The organism is Propioniciclava sp., assembly GCF_047602245.1.
In the GTDB taxonomy this organism is placed as follows: Bacteria; Actinomycetota; Actinomycetes; order Propionibacteriales; family Propionibacteriaceae; genus Propioniciclava.
This window is the reverse complement of record NZ_JASGHT010000001.1, coordinates 2868323-2886471: the sequence shown is the minus strand read 5'-3', so window position 1 is coordinate 2886471 and position 18149 is coordinate 2868323. Positions and strand designations below refer to the sequence as shown.

Annotated in this window: 21 protein-coding genes and 1 tRNA gene; 15 read left to right on the top strand and 7 right to left on the bottom strand. The window is 69.8% G+C overall.

Annotated elements, in window-relative coordinates; genetic code table 11:
* Nucleotides 1-14 precede the first annotated feature (14 nt).
* Genes QM708_RS13695 through QM708_RS13680 form a run of 4 tightly spaced genes read left to right on the top strand, consistent with a single transcriptional unit; the run spans nucleotide 15 to nucleotide 3194 of the window.
* The gene (locus QM708_RS13695; protein ID WP_415109608.1) at nucleotides 15-833 is read left to right on the top strand and encodes an ABC transporter permease; all 819 of its coding nucleotides are present in this window, start codon (nucleotides 15-17) and stop codon (nucleotides 831-833) included.
* A complete protein-coding gene (locus QM708_RS13690) occupies nucleotides 830-1747 on the top strand; it encodes an ABC transporter ATP-binding protein (protein ID WP_415109605.1) in 918 nt (305 codons plus the stop codon). Before QM708_RS13695 ends, QM708_RS13690 begins: the two co-directional genes overlap by 4 nt.
* Nucleotides 1744-2385: an ABC transporter ATP-binding protein gene (locus QM708_RS13685; protein WP_415109602.1), complete on the top strand. Its 642-nt coding sequence runs from the start codon at nucleotides 1744-1746 to the stop codon at nucleotides 2383-2385. The genes QM708_RS13690 and QM708_RS13685 overlap by 4 nt, the downstream gene beginning before the upstream one ends.
* Complete coding sequence (locus tag QM708_RS13680) at nucleotides 2382-3194, top strand: IucA/IucC family C-terminal-domain containing protein (RefSeq protein WP_415109599.1); 813 nt, start codon at nucleotides 2382-2384, stop codon at nucleotides 3192-3194. The genes QM708_RS13685 and QM708_RS13680 overlap by 4 nt, the downstream gene beginning before the upstream one ends.
* 551 nt (nucleotides 3195-3745) lie before the next feature.
* On the opposite strand, the gene QM708_RS13675 is transcribed toward QM708_RS13680, so the two are convergent.
* Nucleotides 3746-7129 (bottom strand): error-prone DNA polymerase, encoded by a 3384-nt coding sequence (locus QM708_RS13675; RefSeq protein ID WP_415109596.1) that lies wholly within the window; start codon nucleotides 7127-7129, stop codon nucleotides 3746-3748.
* The gene (locus QM708_RS13670; protein ID WP_415109593.1) at nucleotides 7129-8751 is read right to left on the bottom strand and encodes a DNA polymerase Y family protein; all 1623 of its coding nucleotides are present in this window, start codon (nucleotides 8749-8751) and stop codon (nucleotides 7129-7131) included. Before QM708_RS13670 ends, QM708_RS13675 begins: the two co-directional genes overlap by 1 nt.
* 137 nt (nucleotides 8752-8888) lie before the next feature.
* On the opposite strand from QM708_RS13670, the gene QM708_RS13665 reads away from it, so the two are divergent.
* Both QM708_RS13665 and QM708_RS13660 read left to right on the top strand, forming a co-directional pair.
* On the top strand, nucleotides 8889-9596 hold the full coding sequence (locus QM708_RS13665) for an AzlC family ABC transporter permease (RefSeq protein WP_415109590.1): 708 nt from the start codon (nucleotides 8889-8891) through the stop codon (nucleotides 9594-9596).
* Complete coding sequence (locus tag QM708_RS13660) at nucleotides 9589-9912, top strand: branched-chain amino acid transporter permease (RefSeq protein ID WP_415109588.1); 324 nt, start codon at nucleotides 9589-9591, stop codon at nucleotides 9910-9912. Before QM708_RS13665 ends, QM708_RS13660 begins: the two co-directional genes overlap by 8 nt.
* A 156-nt stretch (nucleotides 9913-10068) precedes the next feature.
* Here QM708_RS13660 and QM708_RS13655 read toward each other — a convergent pair whose 3' ends face one another.
* Nucleotides 10069-10674: a class I SAM-dependent methyltransferase gene (locus tag QM708_RS13655; protein WP_415109585.1), complete on the bottom strand. Its 606-nt coding sequence runs from the start codon at nucleotides 10672-10674 to the stop codon at nucleotides 10069-10071.
* A 212-nt stretch (nucleotides 10675-10886) separates the two neighbouring features.
* Nucleotides 10887-11516 carry a hypothetical protein gene (locus QM708_RS13650; RefSeq protein ID WP_415109582.1) on the bottom strand — a complete coding sequence of 210 codons (630 nt, stop codon included), beginning with the start codon at nucleotides 11514-11516 and terminating at the stop codon, nucleotides 10887-10889.
* A 123-nt stretch (nucleotides 11517-11639) separates the two neighbouring features.
* Between QM708_RS13650 and QM708_RS13645 the strand changes: the two genes are divergently transcribed.
* On the top strand, nucleotides 11640-12524 hold the full coding sequence (locus tag QM708_RS13645; protein WP_415109579.1) for an SDR family oxidoreductase: 885 nt from the start codon (nucleotides 11640-11642) through the stop codon (nucleotides 12522-12524).
* 69 nt (nucleotides 12525-12593) lie between these two features.
* Here QM708_RS13645 and QM708_RS13640 read toward each other — a convergent pair whose 3' ends face one another.
* The gene (locus QM708_RS13640; protein WP_415109576.1) at nucleotides 12594-13301 is read right to left on the bottom strand and encodes a (2Fe-2S) ferredoxin domain-containing protein; all 708 of its coding nucleotides are present in this window, start codon (nucleotides 13299-13301) and stop codon (nucleotides 12594-12596) included.
* A 243-nt stretch (nucleotides 13302-13544) separates the two neighbouring features.
* Between QM708_RS13640 and QM708_RS13635 the strand changes: the two genes are divergently transcribed.
* From QM708_RS13635 to QM708_RS13625, 3 genes are all read left to right on the top strand, one after another.
* Complete coding sequence (locus QM708_RS13635) at nucleotides 13545-14708, top strand: MurT ligase domain-containing protein (protein ID WP_415111436.1); 1164 nt, start codon at nucleotides 13545-13547, stop codon at nucleotides 14706-14708.
* On the top strand, nucleotides 14705-15421 hold the full coding sequence (locus QM708_RS13630) for a type 1 glutamine amidotransferase (protein ID WP_415109573.1): 717 nt from the start codon (nucleotides 14705-14707) through the stop codon (nucleotides 15419-15421). Before QM708_RS13635 ends, QM708_RS13630 begins: the two co-directional genes overlap by 4 nt.
* A 47-nt stretch (nucleotides 15422-15468) precedes the next feature.
* Nucleotides 15469-15541: transfer RNA gene (locus tag QM708_RS13625), tRNA-Lys, on the top strand.
* Here the strand turns inward: QM708_RS13625 and QM708_RS13620 are convergent.
* Both QM708_RS13620 and QM708_RS13615 read right to left on the bottom strand, forming a co-directional pair.
* Nucleotides 15503-15778: a helix-turn-helix domain-containing protein gene (locus QM708_RS13620; RefSeq protein ID WP_415111433.1), complete on the bottom strand. Its 276-nt coding sequence runs from the start codon at nucleotides 15776-15778 to the stop codon at nucleotides 15503-15505. The two genes, QM708_RS13625 and QM708_RS13620, sit on opposite strands and share 39 nt — an antisense overlap.
* 209 nt (nucleotides 15779-15987) lie before the next feature.
* Complete coding sequence (locus tag QM708_RS13615; protein WP_415109571.1) at nucleotides 15988-16203, bottom strand: hypothetical protein; 216 nt, start codon at nucleotides 16201-16203, stop codon at nucleotides 15988-15990.
* Nucleotides 16204-16218: 15 nt separating this feature from the next.
* Between QM708_RS13615 and QM708_RS13610 the strand changes: the two genes are divergently transcribed.
* Genes QM708_RS13610 through QM708_RS13590 form a run of 5 tightly spaced genes read left to right on the top strand, consistent with a single transcriptional unit; the run spans nucleotide 16219 to nucleotide 18059 of the window.
* Nucleotides 16219-16818 carry a hypothetical protein gene (locus tag QM708_RS13610; protein ID WP_415109568.1) on the top strand — a complete coding sequence of 200 codons (600 nt, stop codon included), beginning with the start codon at nucleotides 16219-16221 and terminating at the stop codon, nucleotides 16816-16818.
* On the top strand, nucleotides 16815-16940 hold the full coding sequence (locus QM708_RS13605) for a hypothetical protein (RefSeq protein WP_415109565.1): 126 nt from the start codon (nucleotides 16815-16817) through the stop codon (nucleotides 16938-16940). Before QM708_RS13610 ends, QM708_RS13605 begins: the two co-directional genes overlap by 4 nt.
* Nucleotides 16937-17134: a hypothetical protein gene (locus tag QM708_RS13600; protein ID WP_415109562.1), complete on the top strand. Its 198-nt coding sequence runs from the start codon at nucleotides 16937-16939 to the stop codon at nucleotides 17132-17134. The genes QM708_RS13605 and QM708_RS13600 overlap by 4 nt, the downstream gene beginning before the upstream one ends.
* Nucleotides 17131-17904, top strand: coding sequence for a hypothetical protein (locus QM708_RS13595; RefSeq protein WP_415109559.1), 774 nt, complete (start codon nucleotides 17131-17133; stop codon nucleotides 17902-17904). The genes QM708_RS13600 and QM708_RS13595 overlap by 4 nt, the downstream gene beginning before the upstream one ends.
* The gene (locus tag QM708_RS13590) at nucleotides 17901-18059 is read left to right on the top strand and encodes a hypothetical protein (protein ID WP_415109557.1); all 159 of its coding nucleotides are present in this window, start codon (nucleotides 17901-17903) and stop codon (nucleotides 18057-18059) included. The genes QM708_RS13595 and QM708_RS13590 overlap by 4 nt, the downstream gene beginning before the upstream one ends.
* Nucleotides 18060-18149: the final 90 nt, after the last annotated feature.

Below are 18149 nucleotides of genomic sequence, written 5' to 3'. Positions count from 1 at the left end.
GTCCCCAAGGCGCGGTGCGCGCCGGTCTCCGCACCCCACTGGGACGCCTCGGGCTCACCATCGTGGCCGTGCTCGCGCTCCTGGTGGCGGTCTCCCCGCTGCTCGGGCTGCCGTCGCCCTCCGCGCAGAACCTGGCCGCCAAACTCGCGGCACCGTCGGCCGAGCATTGGCTGGGCGCCGACCATCTGGGCCGCGACGTGCTCGCGCGCACCATCGAGGCGATCATGCGGTCGTCGCTGGCGGCGGTGCTGGTGCTCGTGGGCGCGCTGACGATCAGCATCGTCGTCGGGGTGGTCGCAGCCGCCGCGGGCGGCGTGGTGGACGCGGTGCTGATGCGGATCGTCGACGTCGTGCTGGCCGTGCCGAGCCTGATCCTCGCGCTGGCCATCGTCGGCCTGCTCGGCCCCGGATTCACCCATCTGTTGATCGCGCTGATCGTCTCCTCGTGGGCGGGCAATGCGCGCCTGGCTCGCGCTTATGCCCTCGGCATCGCCGAACGCCCCTACGTGCAAGCCGCACGGCTGGCCGGTGTCGGACGCCTGCGCATCCTCGGCACGCACGTCGTCGGCGGGGTGGTGCCGCAGATGCTGGTGGTGGCCACCCTCGACCTGGGCGGCGTGGTCGTCCGGCTGGCCGGGCTGTCCTTCCTCGGGCTGGGACCGATGCCGCCCGCCGCCGAACTGGGCGCGATGCTCGGCGAATCCCGCAGCTACCTGACCAACGCGCCCTGGCTGTTCGCGGTGCCGACCATCGCGATCATCGCCCTCACCCTGGCGGCGAACCTGATCGGCGAAGCCATCAGCGACGCCGTGCAGCACCGGGGGCTGACATGACGGTGCTGCACGTGCGCGGCCTGACGGTGCGCTATCCGCAGGGAGTGCGGGCGGTGCGTGGCATCGACCTCACCGTCGCGCCCGGCGAACTGGTGGCGCTGGTCGGCGAGTCGGGTTGCGGCAAGTCGAGCGTCGCCAAGGCGCTGCTGGGCGCGCTGCCCCCGGGAACGCACACCGGCGGCACCCTCGATGTGGACGAGGTCCGGCTCAGCGAAGCGGACGAGGCGACGTGGCGCCGCGTCCGGGGCGAACGGATCAGCTACGTGAGCCAGAATCCCTTCGACGCGATGAATCCCCTGATCCGGGTCGGCGCCAACGTTGCCGAAGCCTGGCGGATCAAGGGCGTCCGGCCTGGGCCCGCGCAGGTGGCGGACGCCCTCGCGCGGGTCGGCATCGATGACGCGGAACGCCGTCTGCGGCAGTACCCGCACGCGTGGTCGGGCGGCATGCTGCAGCGCGCGGAGATCGCGGCGGCCAGCGCCTGGGAGCCCGCCTTCATCGTCGCCGACGAGCCCACCGCGGCCCTGGACGCGGACCTCGCCGACGCGATCATCGTCCGGCTGCGCGAGGCGGCGTCCGCGGTGCTGCTGATCAGCCACGATCTGGCCCTGGTCGCCCGCCATGCCGACCGGGTACTCGTCATGTACGGCGGGCGAGTGGTCGAAGAGGGCACCTGCGCCGACGTGCTGCAACGGCCACGTCACCCCTACTCACGGGCACTGCTCGCGGCGATCCCGCGCCCGGGGCATGGGTTGCCGGTCCCGCTGGAGGGTGCGCCACCCGACCTGTCGCTCGACCTGGCCGGGTGTTCGTTCGCACCGCGGTGCGCGCTCGCCCGGTCCGACTGCGGCGTCCGTGCGCCCGAATTGGTCGGCGGCATCGCCTGCCCGGTCACCGGAGGTGAGCAGCGATGACCCTGTCGGTGACCGACCTGACCTTCGCCTACCCCGGCCAGCCGCCGATCCTGGAGGGAGTGTCGCTCGAGGTGGCCGCCGGCGAGATCGTCGGCATCCGGGGACGTTCGGGCTGCGGAAAATCGACCCTGCTCAAGCTGCTGGCCGGCGTCCTCACCCCCACCGCGGGAACGATCGCCTGGCAACGGCAAACACGCCCCGAGCCCGGCTCGGTCGGCATGGTGTTCCAGGACGCCTCGGGCAGCCTCAACCCGCGCTGGCCGATCGGGCGCAGCGTCGCCGAACCGCTGCTGCGCTGTTCGCCGGCTGAGCGCCGGCAACGGGTGCGGGACGCTCTCGCGGCGGTGCGGCTCGCCGACCTGGACCCGCGTGCGCTGCCCGGGCAACTGTCCGGCGGGCAGTGCCAGCGGGTCGCGATCGCGCGCATCCATGCCAGCCGTCCGCGGCTGTTGCTGGCCGACGAACCCACCAGTGCCCTGGACGCCTCGGTGGGCGCCGGCATCATCCGGCTGCTGCGCGAGCTGGCCGACCAAGGAACCGCCATCGTGCTGGTCAGCCACGACCCCGCGGTGCTGCGCGTGCTGTCGGACCGCCTGTTCATCCTGGACGGCGGCCGGCTTCAGGAGGAACGGATATGAACCAGACCCATCCCACGAGCACCCCCACCGTCCCCGCTGCCCCGACTGGCCCGGCCGCACCGACTGCGCACGACGGGACGGGGGTGCTCGCTCCGGCCGAGGCGCTCACCGCGCTGCGCACCCTCTCCCCCGGCTTCGGGCTCGACATCGGCGGTGTCTGGTACGAGTCGTCCACTCTGATCGACGATCCCGAGACGGTCGCATCCCTGGTCAGCGGGCATGCGGCGTACCGCTCGATCGAAGCCCCGCGCGTGGCGGCGTCCCTGTTCTTCCAGCGCTACTGCCACCGGATGAGCACGGCGGTGATCGGGTCGTGGGTGCTGACCGGGCGCGCCCTGGACGCCTCGGCCGCGCAGGTGCGCCTGTGCGTGCGGGACGCCAGTCCGGTCAGCGTGCACCTGTCCGGGACCTACCGCGACGAGGATTCGCCCGAAGAACTCGTCCGTGGCCTGGTCGACGAGCATCTGCTGCCGCTGGCCCAGCGCTTCGGTGCGCACGGCGTCGGCCTGCCGAACCTGTGGGGCAATATGGCCGCCAGCATGGGCATGGCCGCGCGCCAACTCTCCCGGATCCGGGACGCCAACCTCGTGAGGGCCGCGGTCGAACCCGTCCTCGCGACCCGCCCCCAGCTGAACCGTCTCGGTTCGTTCCGGATCTTGGAAGGCCCGCAGGGACCCCGGTTGTTCTACGACCGCCGCACCTGCTGCCACTGGCATCTGGTCCCCGACGGCGCCTACTGTGGCTACTGCTCACTGCTCAGCGACGACGAAAGGACCGCACGCTACGTCGCTTCCATGCAAGCCGAGTGACCACACTCACCAGCACCCCCGACTCGCGCGATGACCTTGGCGCCGAGTGACCACGCTCACCAGCGCCCTCGACGCGCGCGATGACCTTGGCGGCGCGCTCGGCGGAGGGCCGAACTCACCCCGCGACCGATCGGCGGCGTGTTCGCCCTCGTTCCGCTGCGCTGACCCGGCCAATTTTCGGCAGGTGCCGCCTGCCGATGAGGTGAGGGAGCCTCTCGGACCAAGATATTGTCGTTATGAGCGCGTGCATCGGCGCCCAATGCGGCTTGGACCAAGAAATGGTCGTTATGCGCCCCCTCCACACCCCTCATAAAGACCATTCGCTAGCCCTAAGCCAGTTTCTCTCCGCCCAGTGCCGTGAAAACGACAATTCCTTAGTCCAACCCAACCAGGGGGTGCCCGCATGGCCGCAAAGCGGCCGGATCTGGCTCAGGCTCCTCTCCGGATGGTGCGGGGAGGTCAAAAACCCGGCGAGATGTAGCTCGGTCACCAGAACCAGCACTCCACCGGGACCTCTGTTTCCGAATAGCTCGCACATCCACCCAGCGCGATCAGCGGAAGTCGCGCGAGGTGTGCGGAACCCGGACGTGCAGGGGTTCCAGCTTGTCGGCGATCAGGTTCACCACTCCCTCGGGGGAGCGCTCCAGCTTGCCGCGCACGACCAAGGCGCTCGACTCGCGGGCGACCCGGCGATAACGGGCCCACACCCCGCGCGAGCAGACCACATTGATCAGGCCGTGTTCGTCTTCGAGGTTCACGAACGTGATGCCGGACGCCGTGGACGGCCGCTGGCGGTGGGTCACCACGCCGGCGGCCTCGACCCGTGAATCCGGATCGGCGGTGCGCAGCCCCGCCGAGGTGAGCACGCCGCGCTCGTTCAACGCGGCACGCACGTGCGACAAGGGGTGATCGTCGGTCGAGATCCCGGTCGCCCACAGGTCATCGATCAGGGTCTCCAGCGCGGTCGGCTCGGTGAACAGCGGCGGCTGAATCTCGATCGCGGTGCCGGGCAGGAACTCCTCCTGGTCGAGCGCCGCCGACCCGGCCCGCCACAGCGCCTCGCGCCGGGTCAGCCCGAGGCTTTCCAACGCACCGGACGCCGCCAGCGCCTCCAGCTGAGCGGCGGAGAGCCCCGCCCGCCGGGCCAGATCCTCCATGGAGGTGAATGCTGCCTGGGTTCGGGCGTTCACGATCTTCGCGGCGACCTTGCCGCCGATGCCTCGGACGCCGGCCAGTCCGAGCCGCACCGCGACGTTACCGTCGCGGCGGTGCCGCGCCGACTCGTCCGGTGCCGTCAGGTCGAACTCCCCCACCAGTGGTTGAATCCGCGTGAGGCAAGCCTCCATACCGGTCGTCTCCACCAGCCCCGAGGAACCCCCACTCTCCAGCGGTTCCAAGACGGCGTCCACACCCGAACGGAGCAGACAAGGACGCAAGACGGTGACGCCGTGACGGCGGGCGTCCGCGGTGAGAGTCGCCGACGAATAGAACCCCATCGGCTGAGCCCGCAACAATCCAGCCAGGAATGCCGCCGGGTAGTGCAGTTTGAGCCACGAGCTCGCGTACACGAGCAGCGCGAACGACAGCGAATGCGATTCGGCGAAACCGAAGTTCGCGAACGCCTGGATCTGCTGATAGATCCCATCAGCGGCCGCGCCGGTGAGCCCGTTGCGCGCCATGCCCGCGTACAGCTTGTCCTTCAACGATTCGATCCGCTCGACCCCGCGCTTGGATCCCATCGCCCGGCGCAGCAGGTCGGCGTCCTCACCGGTGCAGTCGCCGATCGCCATCGCCATCTGCATCAGCTGCTCTTGAAACACGGGGACGCCCAGCGTGCGTTTCAGGGCGGGTTCCAGTTTGGGGTGCGGGTAGGTGACCGTCTCGGCCCCGAGCTTGCGGCGCACGAACGGGTGCACCGCGCCGCCCTGAATCGGGCCGGGACGGATCAGTGCGATCTGCACGACCAGGTCGTAGAAGCGGCGCGGCTGCAGCCGGGGCAGCAATCCCATCTGGGCACGCGACTCCACCTGGAACACCCCGATCGAGTCGGCGCGGCAGAGCATGTCGTAGACGGCGGCCTCTTCTTTGGGCAGGGTGGCCAGTTCCCATACTTCACCGGTGGCGTCCCGGATCAGGTCGAACATGTGCTGTAGCGCGGCGAGCATGCCCAAGCCGAGCAGGTCGAATTTGACCAGGCCCATCCAGGCGGCGTCGTCTTTGTCCCATTGGATGACGGTGCGTTTCTCCATCCGGGCATGCTCAATGGGCACCACTTCGCCGACCGGGCGTTCGGTGAGCACCATGCCGCCGGAGTGAATGCCCAGGTGACGAGGGGCTTTGAGCAATTGCATCGCCAACTCGGCGACCTCGTCCGGCAGGCCGTCCTCGGCGCTCACCCCTCCCCAGCGTTCGATGCGCCGCGCGAAGGCGTCCTGCTGGCCGGGACCGTAGCCCAACGCCCGAGCGATGTCGCGCACCGCATTCTTGGGCCGGTACTGGATCACGTTGCACACCTGCGCGGCTCGGTCGCGGCCGTAGCGGTCGTACACGTATTGAATGATCTCTTCACGCCGGTCGGAGTCGAAGTCGACGTCGATATCGGGCTCCTCATCACGCAGCGACGACAGGAAGCGCTCGAACGGCAACTCGTAGTGAATCGAGTCGACCGCGGTGATGCCCAGCAGATAGCAGACGGCACTGTTGGCGGCCGAGCCGCGCCCTTGGCACAGGATGCCGCGGCGGCGGGCTTCGGCGACGATGTCGTGCACGATCAGGAAGTAGCCCGGAAAGTCCTTGGCCTCGATCACGGCCAGTTCGCGCTCGATGCGGGCGGCGTCCGCTTCGCTCAGGTCGGGGTAGCGTTCGGGCACCGCCTGCCACACCAGATGGCGTAGCCAGCTCATCGGGGTGTGCCCGGGCGGCACCTCTTGTGTGGGCAGCGCGGGTTTGGCTCGGCGCAGCGGGAACGCCAGGTCGTCGGCCAGTTCGACACTGCGTTCGAGCGCGCCCGGATAGCGGGCGAACCGGCGCCGCATTTCGGCTCCCGAACGCAGGAATGCCTCCCCCGCCGCGGGCAGCCAGCCGTCGAGGTCGTCCATGCTGCGGTTGGCGCGCACCGCCGCGACCGCCTGGGCGAGCAGGTGCTGGCGCGGGGTCGCGTAGTGCACGTTGCCGGTGGCGACGACCGGCAGTTTCCGGGACGCCGCGAGCGCGGCCAGGGCGTCGTTGTGGGTCGAGTCGAGCGGACCACCATGGTCGGTCAGCTCGACGGTGACCGCCTCGCGGCCGAAGAGGCCGACGAGTTCGTCGAGGGCGCGACCCGCGGCGTCCGGGCCCTCGTTGAGAAGCGCCTGCCGGACGGTGCCCTTGCGGCAGCCGGTCAGGATCGCCCACTGCCCGTCCGCGCGCGCGGCAAGATCGGCCAGGTCGTAGACCGGACGCCCCTTCTCACCCCCGCCGAGTTGCGCGTGGGTGAGCGCGGACGCCAGCCGGTGGTAGCCGTCTTGGCCGCGCGCGAGCACGAGCAGATGGCTGCCGACCGGATCGGGTTCACCGGTTTGCGGGGAGGGCAGTTCCAGCGACAATTCGGCGCCGAACACGGTCTTCACCGCCGTCGTTTCGGCGGCCTCCGCGAACCGGACCACCCCGTAGAACCCGTCGTGGTCGGTGAGCGCCAGGCCGTGCAGGCCGAGCCGCTCGGCCTCCTCGACGAGCGCCTCCGGCGAGGAGGCCCCGTCCAGGAACGAGAACGACGAGTGCGCGTGCAGTTCGGCGTACGGCACGCTCGCTTCCGGGCGTTCGATCGCCGGCGCCTGGTAGGGGCTGCGTTTGCGCGACAGCGGCAGGTCCGCCGCCATGGCCTCGGCTGCCGCACCGGGACCGCTCAGCGTGCGTTCGAGTTGCCGCCAGGTGATCGGCGGATTCGAGAATCCCACTAGTCGTACCTCCCCTCGGCCCACCACACGTCGCGTTCCAGCACCACCAGCCAGGCGGTCTGGTCGGCGTCCAGCACCTGAAAGCGGTAGGCGACGCGGGCGCGCTCCGGATCCCAGATGCGTTCGGCGATCGGCCACGGCCCGGCCCACGCCTCGATCGGGGTCTGCTTGCGCCCCTCGGCGAGCACCGCGGGCGCCGCCGAGATCTCACCGCGCTCGCTCACCCGCACCGGCTGCCCTGCGGCGTCCAGGACGGACACCTCACGCCTGGTCCCGAACACGGTCGCCGGCGACGGCACCGGCGGCGCCCCCGGCCAGGGCCGCGCCCGCGGGGTGACGGACGCCGCCCGCTCCCCCCACGGCACCCAGACTTGGCGCTCGGCCAGCCAGCGCCCACCGGCGAGCACCGGGGTGACGACGCCCTCGTGACCCAGCACCGCTTGCAGGCGTGACAAGGTGTGATGCATCCGGTCGTCGACGCCGGAGTGGAACAGTCCCGGCTCGTGGTGCGCGGCGGCGTCCACCGCGACGGGTTCGAGCCGGACCTGCGCGATCGCCCCGCGCAGATGCTCGGCGGCGGCCAGCTGCCAGCGCACCCGGTCGACCACCGAGGCGGCATCGAAGGACGCCGTGTGCAGCCACACCCGTTCGCTGATCTGCCCGAACTCGTCGGTGCAGCCCACCCGCAACTCGGTGCACACCAACTGGACCGCGCGCAGCCCCGACACGAACGAGTCCGCCATCGTCCGGATCGAGAACGCCACCTGGTCGACCAGTTCCAGCGGCGGCTCGAAGGCCGTCTCGCGGACCAGATCCGGCGGCGGCGTCCGGGCCGCATGCATGCGCTCGTCGCGCCCCGAGGCCAGCGCGTGCAACCGGACCCCGTGCTCGCCCAGCCGTGCCCGCACCCGCGCGACGTCGAGCGCCGCGAACGCACCCAGAGTACGGACGCCGAGGCGATGCAGCAGCGTGGTCAACGCCTCATCCTGTAGGCATGTCACCGGTAGTGGGGCCAAGAATGCGGACGCCTCACCAGGCGGAACAATCCGGATGCTGCCGGCCTGGAACGCAGACGACTGATTCGGCAGGGCGCTCTCGATGCCGCCGGCCTGGCGGGGCGTCGCGGCGGCTCCCACCAAGGTGCGGCTGCTGGCCCGCTGGGCGGCTTGTTCGGCGGTGAACAGGTCGTCGGCGATCCCGACCGTGACCCGCTCGATGCCGAGCCCGGCGACGCCGTTCAGCAACACCTGGGCCGCCTCGTGTTCACCGCCGTAGTAGCGGGCGATGCCGCGTGCGGGCACCGCGCCCGACCCCGGCCGCACACATTGGAACCCCGGGGTGAGCTGTTCCAGATGGTCGAGGACGCCGGCGAACACCCGGCCGTCACGATCCGGATCGGCCGGGACGGTCAACAACTCCGGGCAGCACCCCTGGGCCTCGCGCTTGCGCTGACCCGCACTCACCCCCTCGGCCGCAGCCGCCTCCGAGCAGGCGACCACCCGGCCGGCGTCCATGATGGCCACCGACCCGGACGCCGCCCCCTCGCCCCCTTTGGTGCGCGCCCACGCCGTCACCGCCCACTCGGGGAACCACACCACCAGGCGTCGCGCAGCCCCGGACATCAGACCGCTCCCTTGGTGCTGGTGACGACCGGGAGCAACATACACACGATGTTCGAACTCATGTTCGAATCATGTCAAGGGGGTCTGACAGTTTCCGTCCGCCTCGGATGACCCAGCCACCTGAGATCATGGTGGCCATGAGTTCTGAGGCCACCACATCGCGGAGGGCGGAGGTCGCGGCTGGGGTGAAGGCTTCGCTCGCGGCCGGGCTGGGGATGTTCCCGCTCGGGATCGCGTTCGGGCTGCTCGTCCTGCAGGCGGGCTTGCCGTGGTGGATCGCGCCGGCGCTGTCGGTGACCGCGTACGCCGGATCGCTGGAGTTGCTGCTGGTCGGGATGATGGTCGCAACCACGCCGTTGGCGACGATCGCGCTGACGACGTTCCTGGTGAACTTCCGGCACGTCTTCTACGCCTTCACTTTCCCTTTGAACGTCGTGCGTAACCCGATCGCTCGCGCCTATTCGGTGTACGCGCTCACCGACGAGTCCTACGCGGTCACCGCGGCCGCCCCACGTGAATGGACCTCATGGCGCCTACTGTCGACGCAAATCGCGTTCCAGGCCTATTGGGTCGGCGGCGGCCTGGCCGGCGTGGCGATCGGATCGCTCCTCCCTCAACGAATCGAAGGACTCGAGTTCGCCCTGTGCGCCCTCTTCGTCACCTTGACCTTGGACGCCTGCCGCACGAAGGCACAAGTACCCTCGCTCCTCTTGGCCGGCGCAAGCTTCTCTCTCGCGGTAGTCGCTACCCCCGATTCCGCCTTGTTCACTGGACTATTGCTCTTCGTCGCCACCCTCGCGGTCCGCTACCTGATCAACGGACGCCGAAAGGCCACCGATGCTTGATCCCTGGTACGTCGCAGCCGTCCTGGCGATCGCCTTCATCATCGACCTGGCATTACGCGCACTGCCCTTCGCGATTCTCGAACCGCTGCGCGAGTCACGATTCGTCCGGGCGATGGCGCTGTGGATGCCCGCCGGCCTTCTCGCCATCCTGGCCGCCAGCACTTTCCTCACCTCAGCCGGGGACGGCCACCATCTGATTCACGCCACGATCGCGGTCGTCGTCACTGCCGCGGTCCATCTGGGCGCCGGACGCCGCACGCTCCTCAGCGTCGGAGCCGGAACCCTCACCTACGTCGCACTGATCGCCTTCCTCTAAACCGCCCCGGACGCGCACACCCTCACGCGCACGAGTTGCACCGTCGCGCACGAGTTCTCACTGAAACGTCCGGCCATGAAACCCTTGCGCACGAGTTGCACCGTTACGCACGAAATTTCGTAGGCAACGGTGCAACTCGTGCGCATGGACAGCGCATCACGCGGAGGCGAGCAGGCACATCCAGCCCTTGGGGTGGCGATGCACCTCCACCGACTGGTAACCGATGCGCAGGAGGCGCTGCTTCAAGTCGGCACCGGAGTAGACGGCCATCCCCTCGATGCGATCGGTCCAGGTGGTGTTGGACGGGTCGTCCGCCTCGCAGCAGATGAAGAATGTGCCTCCCGGTTTCAGCACGCGGCGGATTTCCTCGAAGGCGGCATCCACGTCCGGCCAGAAATAGACGGTCTCGAACGCGGTGACACAATCGAGACTGCGATCCGGATAGGGCAGGGCAGCAACATCACCCTGGTGAATGGTGCAGCGCTTCCCGAGATGGGCCGCGTTCGCCTTCCGGCTGTAGGCGACGCTCTCGGCCGAATAGTCCAGGCCGTCGACGGTACTTTCGGGCACGTCCTTCAGCATCGTGGCGATATTCGCGCCACCGCCGCAGCCCACGTCCAAGATGCGATCGCCGCGACGCAAGGTCAGATGCGTGAACCCCCACGCGGCCAACTTCGCATGGCCATGATTCATGCCTCTCAACATCATCTGACCAAGAAACCCCTCGGGCTTCCTCGTGTTCTGAATGACCCGACTGAACATCGACAACGCCTCCTTGGCTGACAAGCAAGAAGTGCGGACGCCGGATCCCCGCGAGCAGCATCGCCCCCACAGACCGGGCACTGACATTCGGGAGCCTCAGCAACACTTTCCGCACCACGACTAAGGCTACCCTAAGTTTTTCGCGGAAGGGGCGCTTGAGCGACGCCACACCGCGGGCCGCATGCCACCCGACCAACAGCTCCGGAGCGTTCTCATGACACCTCCATCCGAACCCGGCGAGGCATCGGCGTCCGCTTCGAGGTGACGGTCACCAGCATCTCGCAGGTGCGCAGGCAGCCGTGCCCTTGACCCAAACCGGACCAGCGTGACTCCGTCGCGCGCAGCGTCGCCTCGGCGCGCGGCCACGCACCGACCGTCAGCATCACCGTCTTACTGTCGCGCAACCGGGCGGCCAGGCGGGCGGCATCGGCGTCCCTGACCCGGCCTGCCGGACGGACGGCGACCAGCGCCATCACGTCAACGAGCGCGGCCGTCGCGCTGAACCAGCGCTCCCCGGGGTGGGGCACGAGCGCCAGCCGCTCGAGGTTCACCCCGGCCTGCGCGGCCGCCTCGGCGCCGAGTTCGGGCATGCCCACGACCCCGCACCACAGGCCCGCGCGCGACGGCTCGGCGAGCAGCGACAGCAGCAACAAACCGCCGCTGGCGAGCGAATACACCGATCCGGGAACGAGCCCTCCGCCGGGTAACGCCTCGGCCAGCACCTCAGGCGTGGGCAGCGGCTTCTCGGCCCAGGGCGTCGACCAGCGCGGGTCGGCTTGGACACGGCGCAGCGCCTCCAGGCGCGCGTCCGCACCTTCGGGAGAGACCGCGGCGAGAGACACCCCTCGATGGTCGAACACATGTTCTAATCGTGTCAAGCTTGCCCCTCCCGCACACGCCACCCCGCAGACACCTACACTCCGGACGGGGCCAGACGTCCCGAGCACGATCCGAAAGGGAACTCCATGGGTGCGGTCTTCGTGACCGGGGCGACGGGAACCGTCGGCTCCGCGGTGGTCGAGCATCTGCTGCGCCACGGCGAGAAGGTGGTGGCCGGCGTCCGGAATGAATCAGACCGCGACCGGCTGCCTTCTCACGTCGAGACCAGGGCCTTCGCATTCACCGCGAAGCGTCCTTCGGCGACGCTGTTCGCCGGCGCCGACCGGCTGTTCCTGATGCGACCACCGGCGATCGCGGATGTGCGCACCTTCCTGTTCCCGCTGATCGACGCCGCGCGCGAGGCCGGCCTCCGGCAGATCGTGTTCCTGTCGCTGCAAGGCGTCCAGGCCAACCGGCGGACGCCACACCACGCCGTCGAGACGTACCTGCGTGACCAGAGCGCGCCGTACACCTTGCTGCGGCCGAACTTCTTCATGCAGAACCTGTCCACGACCTACGCCGCCCAGATCCGCGACCGCGGCGAGATCACCGTCCCGGCCGGACGGTCACGCACGGCTTTCATCGACGCCCGCGACATCGGCCGGGTCGCGGCCGCCGTGTTCACCCAACCCGGACACCTCCGGCGCGCCTACACGCTGTCCGGCGAACAGAGCCTCAGCTACCGCGACGTCGCCCACATCATGACCGAGGTTCTCGGGCGTCCGATCACCTACACCCGCCCCAGCGAGGACGCCTACCTCGCAGCGCTCGCCGCCCAGGGCTACCCCGACGACTATCTCGCCGTACAGAAGATGATCTACCGCGTCGTCCGGCTCAACGTATCGGCCTTCCCCAACCGTGCGATCCGGGAACTGACCGGCCGCCCGGCCACTTCATTCGCCCGGTTCGTCCACGATCATCGCGCCACCTGGACGCCCCCGCCCGGCTCGTCAACGTCACCTGAAAATTGACCGGGCCTCTTCGTCCCGCCCGGGAACCACACCGACGCCCGGGTTACGCACGGTTGGGGGCTATCGCGCTCACGGGATCCCAGGGCGCGCCGCCGGCTCGCCCGGCCCGGTCGTCAGCGCACGTAGCGTCCGCTCACCCGAAACCAACTCGTCGACGAACGCAGGAACGTCCTCGGCGCGGAGCGGCCCGTGCCAGACCATGTCGGGCTGGACCGCCACCACCGGGGCGCGGTTGCATGGGAACAGGCATCCGGTCTGGGTGAGCAGCACCTCGTCGTCGAGCATGCCGCGTGCATACAGTTCGGCGCCGAGGGCGTCGATCACCCGTTCGGCACCCTTGGCTGTGCACCGCGGACCGCGGCAGACCAGCAGATGGCAGCGGACGGGCGGGGCGTCCTGCCAGGTGGGGTTCGTCAGGCCACCCTCCCGCGGCACCAGGGGACGCAGCCCGTCGGCAGACGGCAACGCGGACGGCAGGCCGCGAACGGCGTCCGGGCTGAACAGCACCGTCATCTCACGCTCGCCGACGGCCAGCCACCAGCGCGCGACCCGGCCGATCCAGGACGCGGGAACGCCGTGCGCGCCGAAGGTCACCCCGACCAGGTGCACCGCCGTCACCCCTTCGCCGGACAGGCGCGACAGCCGGTCGGCCAGCGAAGGTCCCTCGCCTTGCAGCACCGCGGCGGCCGCACCGAGTTCGCGGGCGCGCCGGACCAGCGCGGGCCAGTGTTCGGCGTCCGCGTAGGTGAGCGCGACGAACAGGGTCAGCGAGGTCATGGAGTCTCCCGGGGCAATCGTCATGGTGACGTTACAAGCGGACGCGGAGCGGTCGCCAACTCGCACCGACGGGCGGGCTGGCACAATGAGCCCGTGCCGAACGACCTGAGGAAGCGCGCCACCCCCGCGCCCCTGCCCCTCACCACTCGCCTGCGCCTGCGCACGGGCACCCTCGTCGGGGACGCCGCCGCGCTGGCCTCCCGGCTGGCCGGCAAGGGGTCGGGGGCCTCGATCCGCGGGCAGATCCTCACCCGGGTCTGCCCGGACGCCTTCGCCGCCCTGGTGAAGGGACGCCGCATCGCGTCGGTGACCGGCACCAACGGCAAGACCACCACCACCCACCTGCTGGCGGCGGCGGTCCGTGAAGGCCTCGGCCCGGACGCCGCACGCCTGGTCACCAACGCCGACGGCGCGAACCTGCACTACGGCATCGCCTCGGCCCTGGCGAAGGCGCCGACGGCGGACGTCGCCGTCATCGAGACCGACGAGCGGGTGGTGGCGTCCATGCTGGAACACGGGCGCCCCGAGATCCTGGTGCTGCTCAACTTCAGCCGCGACCAGCTCGACCGCAACCACGAGATCAAGTTCCTGGGCCGGGCCTGGCGCCAGGCGCTCGAGCGCGCCGGTGAGGACGGCCCGGTGGTGATCGCCAACTCCGACGATCCGCTGATCACCTGGGCCGCACAGACAGCGCGCAAGGTGATCTGGGTCGACACGGCGTCCACCTGGACCGCCGACGCCGCCCTGTGCCCGGCCTGCGGCGATCTGCTGCGCCGGGACAACCCGGCCGAAGGGTCCACCGGAAGCTGGGACTGCCCCGGCTGCGATCTCACCGAAGCGGCCGCCGACTATGTGGTTCAGCCGGGCGGCGTCCGGCTGCCCGATGGCAGCATCGTGCCGCTGGAACTCAACGTTCCCGGCAAGTTCAACGTCGCCAATGCCGCGATGGCGCTGGCCGCCGCCGTCGAGATGGGCGTCGAAGTGCCGTACGCGCTGCGCGGCTTCTCGACGGTGCGCTCGCCTGCGGGCCGGTTCTCGATCGCCGAATTCGGCGCCACCTCGGCCCGGCTGGTGCTCAGCAAGAACCCGGCCGGCTGGGCGGAATCACTGCCACTGCTGGACACCCCGACGGTCGTGCTCGCCATCGACTCGGTCGCCGCCGACGGCAAGGACGTCTCCTGGCTGTGGGATGTCGACTTCGAGCAGCTGGCCGGCAAACACGTGGTGTGCACCGGCCCGCGCGCCTACGACCTGGCCGTCCGGCTGGAATACGCCGAAGTCGACCATGAGGTCGTCGTCGACTTGGACGATGCGCTGCGCGCGGTCAAGGACGCGCCTCAGCCGGTCGACCTGATCGCGACCTACACACCGTTCCAGAAGCTGCTGAAGAAGGCGGGGCTGCGATGAGCGTCAAGATCGTGCTGGTCTACCAGTCGCTGCTCGGCATCTACGGCGACCAGGGCAACTCGAAGGTGCTCGCCAAGCGCCTCGCCTGGCGCGGCATCGACTCCGAGGTGGTCCTGGTCGAACCGGGTTCGCCACTGCCCGCCGACGGGGCCATCTACCTGCTCGGCGGCGGCGAGGACAATGCGCAGACCACGGCCGTGCGTGAACTGCGCAAGGACGGCGCCCTGTTCTCGGCGCTGGACGAGGGCGCGGTGCTGTTCGCGGTGTGCGCCGGCTACCAGATCTGCGGGCACACGTTCACGATCGGCGAGAACGACGAGGTGCGCGAAGGCCTCGGACTGCTCGACGTCGAGACCCGCCGCGGCGCCCAGCGCGCGGTCGGCGAGATCCTCACCCGATGGACGAAACCGGACGGCACCACCTCGTTGATCACCGGTTTCGAGAACCACGGCGGCTACACCACCCTGGGCCCGGACGCCGCCCCGCTCGCCCAGGTCGAGGTGGGCATCGGCAACGACGGCCAGGGCACCGAGGGTGCCGTCCAGGGCCGGGTGATCGGCACCTACCCGCACGGCCCGGTGCTCGCGCGCAACCCCGAACTGACCGACCATCTGCTCGAGTTGGCACTCGGACGCCGCCTCGACCCCCTGGAGAGGGGCGTCGAGCAGCACGAAGGACTCCGCCGGGAGCGGATCGCGTTCGTCCGCCGCTGAGCCCCGATTCGCGTTCGGGCGGCGGATGGTCTAAAGTTTCTTCCCGCGCACCGCTAGCTCAACTGGCAGAGCAGCTGACTCTTAATCAGCGGGTTCAGGGTTCGAGTCCCTGGCGGTGTACCCCTGTACGAGGCTCTCGACCGTAACGTCGAGGGCCTCTGCCACATCTTGAAGGTCTGAGAGGCTCCACTCGCGACGCCCTCGCCACTTGAGGCTGACAGCCGCCTGTGTGACACCAAGCGCCGCCGCGAGCTCCTTCTGCCGCCACCCTTTCCGGGTCACCTCCACCCGCACGTTCGCCGCCACCCGCGCAGCCAGGCTGTCATCGTCACGATAGATCGCCGAAACCGAAGTCATGTGCCCATGATCGCAACGGCGTAACGATTCGACAACTAAGTTGACCACTTCTCGGCGTGTCGTTACGTCAGATCGCGAATCGTTACGCGAGTGTCCTGCGCATGGATACCTTGACGGCTGCGGCCGATGACCCACGTCCCGACGACCCGGCGGACCGTCCTGCCGAGATCTTCCGTCACCGGCAGGACGGCGACCCGCCCTCGCTCTACTCAGCGTCGCTCGCGCAGCTCGGCGACCTCGAGCTGAAGGGCCTCGAGTTCCCGCACTACCGCCCCGAGGGCGTTGAAGGTGTGGGCGAGCCCGCAGGCGAGGAGCCGCGTCGGGTTGGGGTCGCTCTCGAGGTCGAAGGGCTCGACGGCGCTGCTGTCGCCCTTGAGCGCGGCGTTGATGAGGTTGGTCTGGGTTCGGGCCTTCTCGATGTTCATGGTTCGTCCCTTTCGGTGTCTGAGGGCGCTGGTACGCCCGTCGACGGCACCGTAGGGGCCGCCGCCGACAGTTCGGCGGGCAGCGCGTGCGGGGCGGGTCTCCTTTCCCCGTCCCGCACGCCGGCGGACGTTCCACCGGCGCGGTATCACCGTGAGGCCGCACGGCTGGCGGCGTGCGCGGCCGATCTCCTCGAGGTCGCGCTCGAGCTGTCGCTCGACGATCCGGGCTTCTACCCGCGGATCAACGCCGCGCAGGCTGCCGCTGAGACCTCGCTGGCGTTCTCAGAGCTGGCGCCCCGCGTTCGGGTTGGCTCGCGCCCGCAGCTGGACGCCCGGATCAAGGCCGGCGTCGCGGCCGCGCTGGTCGATCGGGACAAGGCCCGCGTCCGGCAGGCGACAGTGCGGACGGTGGACCTGGCGCCGCCGGCGGCTGTGCCGGATGTCGACTTGCAGCTGACGCTCTCCGACATCTTGATGGCGACGCCGTGGGCGGGCGCTCCGGGGGCGCCTGACTCCAGTAAGCCGCCGTTGATCCTGGCCACGGTTCCGGCTCTCGCCGAGGCGGTCGCCCACGGTCTCGCCCGTCTCGGCTATCGGGTGGTGCGTACCTCATGAGCCTGTTCGACGTCTTCAACGTCGTGGCCGTGGTGCTCGTCGTGGTGTTGGCGTTGCCGGCGCTCGCTGTGGGTGTGGCGGAGCTGTTGGCTTGGGTGTTCGGGCGTGGCGGTCGGCCGTGATCCCGCATGATCAGGTCCGCTATGCCCGCCAGGTGTCCCGGACGGCGACCCGGACGGTGTCCTGTTTGGGCGGCACGGTGTGGTGCACGCAGGTGATCACACCGCGCCAGCCGTACACGGCGTTGCTGGTCGACGGCCGGTTCGTCGGCGCGTGGTGTGGCGAGTGCGCGCGTGTCCTCGGGAGGTCACTGTGACCACGACGACGCCATGTCGTGTGCTGTGGGCGCAACTAGAGGGCATCGAGTCCTACGGCGTCCTGGACGGCCGCCAGTACCGCGGCGTCCGCGACGTCCTCCGCTGCCTGGTGCATCTCCAGTCTGATCGGGCCGTGATCATCACGGCCCGGCAGCTCGCCACCAGGGTCGGGCTCTCGCCGCGGTGGACACGCCGGTGCTTGCACATCCTCGAGGCGCTCCGGCTGATCCGGTGGACACGCGGCCACATCGAGGCCGGACGCCCGCGCCCGGGCTGGATCAAGGTCTACGCCGGCCAGCTCGCCCGCGTCGTCGAGGACGCCCGCCGCCAAGCCCGCTCGGCGCGACGTGAGCACCGCACGTCGACGGCCCACCGCATCCGCCACACAGTGCGGAATCACACGCTATGGCCCCGCAAGACGCATCGCCCCTTGTCAGATCAAGGGGAACTGAGTGCAAGCCTTCCCCTCAGAGAGGGAAAGGAGGACGCCGCCCCACCTGTCCGGCGGCGTCTCCCAGCCGTCGACATACCGCCACGAAAGGAAACCGCGGCCATGCAAGTGTGCATCCACGACATCCCAATCCCGCGACCGGGCGAAGTGCACCCGTGTCCCGCTTGCCGCACCATCCTGCGCCGCAACCCATCGAGGACGGCGGCGTCCCTGATCAGGGAAGTCCCCACCGGGAGCACCGAGGTCGTGGCGGCCGGGCTCGCCGCGACACGCGCAGCACTGCGCGCCGCCCAACTCACCCAGGACGCCCTCGTATGACCCGCCCTCCTGCGCTGAACGTGCTGGCCATCATTCAATGGCTCGTCGTGCTCGGCCTCGTCGCGATGATCGCCGCTGGCCTCGTCCCGGCCATCTGGGCCTGGGTGGTGCTCGTGCCCGTCTCCGGCCTCGTCATCGCGGTCACCCATGAGTAGCGGCTGGATCGGCAGCCAGGGCCCAGCGCTCGCCGCACGCGTCGTCGAGCGCTGGGGCTCGACCTGCTGGCTGTGCCACAAGCCGATCGA

Excerpts from the sequence above, each read along its gene's own strand:
- QM708_RS13605 (WP_415109565.1), top strand. The coding sequence starts at position 16,815 with ATGAGCCTGTTCGACGTCTTCAACGTCGTGGCCGTGGTGCTCGTCGTG.
- QM708_RS13660 (WP_415109588.1), top strand. The coding sequence starts at position 9,589 with ATGCTTGATCCCTGGTACGTCGCAGCCGTCCTGGCGATCGCCTTCATC.
- QM708_RS13630 (WP_415109573.1), top strand. The coding sequence starts at position 14,705 with ATGAGCGTCAAGATCGTGCTGGTCTACCAGTCGCTGCTCGGCATCTAC.
- QM708_RS13615 (WP_415109571.1), bottom strand. The coding sequence starts at position 16,203 with ATGAACATCGAGAAGGCCCGAACCCAGACCAACCTCATCAACGCCGCG.
- QM708_RS13685 (WP_415109602.1), top strand. The coding sequence starts at position 1,744 with ATGACCCTGTCGGTGACCGACCTGACCTTCGCCTACCCCGGCCAGCCG.
- QM708_RS13665 (WP_415109590.1), top strand. The coding sequence starts at position 8,889 with ATGAGTTCTGAGGCCACCACATCGCGGAGGGCGGAGGTCGCGGCTGGG.
- QM708_RS13620 (WP_415111433.1), bottom strand. The coding sequence starts at position 15,778 with ATGACTTCGGTTTCGGCGATCTATCGTGACGATGACAGCCTGGCTGCG.
- QM708_RS13690 (WP_415109605.1), top strand. The coding sequence starts at position 830 with ATGACGGTGCTGCACGTGCGCGGCCTGACGGTGCGCTATCCGCAGGGA.
- QM708_RS13645 (WP_415109579.1), top strand. The coding sequence starts at position 11,640 with ATGGGTGCGGTCTTCGTGACCGGGGCGACGGGAACCGTCGGCTCCGCG.
- QM708_RS13655 (WP_415109585.1), bottom strand. The coding sequence starts at position 10,674 with ATGTTCAGTCGGGTCATTCAGAACACGAGGAAGCCCGAGGGGTTTCTT.
- QM708_RS13680 (WP_415109599.1), top strand. The coding sequence starts at position 2,382 with ATGAACCAGACCCATCCCACGAGCACCCCCACCGTCCCCGCTGCCCCG.
- QM708_RS13670 (WP_415109593.1), bottom strand. The coding sequence starts at position 8,751 with ATGTCCGGGGCTGCGCGACGCCTGGTGGTGTGGTTCCCCGAGTGGGCG.
- QM708_RS13590 (WP_415109557.1), top strand. The coding sequence starts at position 17,901 with ATGACCCGCCCTCCTGCGCTGAACGTGCTGGCCATCATTCAATGGCTC.
- QM708_RS13640 (WP_415109576.1), bottom strand. The coding sequence starts at position 13,301 with ATGACCTCGCTGACCCTGTTCGTCGCGCTCACCTACGCGGACGCCGAA.